Source organism: Streptomonospora halophila, from assembly GCF_039542725.1.
Lineage (GTDB): Bacteria > Actinomycetota > Actinomycetes > Streptosporangiales > Streptosporangiaceae > Streptomonospora > Streptomonospora halophila.
In genome coordinates, this window is the sequence record NZ_BAABIK010000077.1 from 1 (window position 1) to 975 (window position 975).

Consider the following 975-nt stretch of genomic DNA (forward strand, 5'->3'; position numbering starts at 1 on the left):
CTAGATGAGTGAGTCCGATGTCTTCAGTGGTCGTAGGCGATCAGCGACCGTTTGACGGGTGCGTCGGTCTCCCAGTTGTGGCGGATCGCCGCAGCCAGGGCCAGCAGCCGCTGTCCGGTGCGGGCATAGACTCCGGCCGGGGTGCGCCCGCCGTGGGACTCCAGGCCGAGTTGGCCCTTGAGGGTGTCGATGACGGCTTCGATCCACTGGCGGAACCGGGCCAGGCGGCCGTGGCGCGGGGATTCGTCCTTGCGGTCGGGTCGCACCAGGTGGCAGCCCAGTTCGTCGGTGACGAACTCCTCGAACCGTCGGCCGGCGAAGCCCTTGTCGGCCAGGATCACCTGCCCCGTGCACACCAGGTCGTGGTCGCGCTGGAGCAGGGCGGCCATGACGTCGCGCTCGCCGATCTTGGGGTGGGCCAGGCACCAGGTCACGGGCATGCCCTCGGCGGTGGTGACCAGGTAGAGGCGCAATCCCCAGAAGAAGCGGGAGTGGGAGCGGCAGTAGCCGTATCCCGCCTGCCCGGCCAGGGCCGAGCGTTTGACGGTCTCGCGCGAGGCGGCACACGGCAGCGGGGTGGAGTCGATCAGGCGCAGCTCGTCTTCCCAGGTGGGGACCTGGCGGGACAGCGCCTGGATGGCGCGGCTGATCAGCGGGCCGGCGGTGTTGAGGCGCTTGTTGAATCCCGATTGTCGGGGCAGGTAGGGGAAGAGGTGGCCCAGACGCTCGGGGGCGGCGCGCAGGAAGCGGCGGGTGGAGTCGTAGCCGAGCAGGGCTTGGGCGATGGCCAGGCACAGCAGTTCGGTGTCGCTGAGCGGGGGCGGGGTGCCGATCCTGCGGGCGGGGACGACGTGGTCGTCGAGGAAGGCATAGAGTGCGGTCAGAAGGGTGTCCAGGTCTCGTGTCACAGCAAGACTCTGCGACACCCTTCGTTGTATCCGCGACCTGATCAGACTTCGGACTCACTCATCTAGG

General features: G+C 68.5%; 1 protein-coding gene. It reads right to left on the bottom strand.

Features of this window, described 5'->3' with window-relative positions; genetic code table 11:
* Positions 1-23: 23 nt before the first annotated feature.
* Positions 24-908 carry an IS982 family transposase gene (locus tag ABEA15_RS25525; RefSeq protein WP_345559619.1) on the bottom strand — a complete coding sequence of 295 codons (885 nt, stop codon included), beginning with the start codon at positions 906-908 and terminating at the stop codon, positions 24-26.
* Positions 909-975 lie beyond the last annotated feature (67 nt).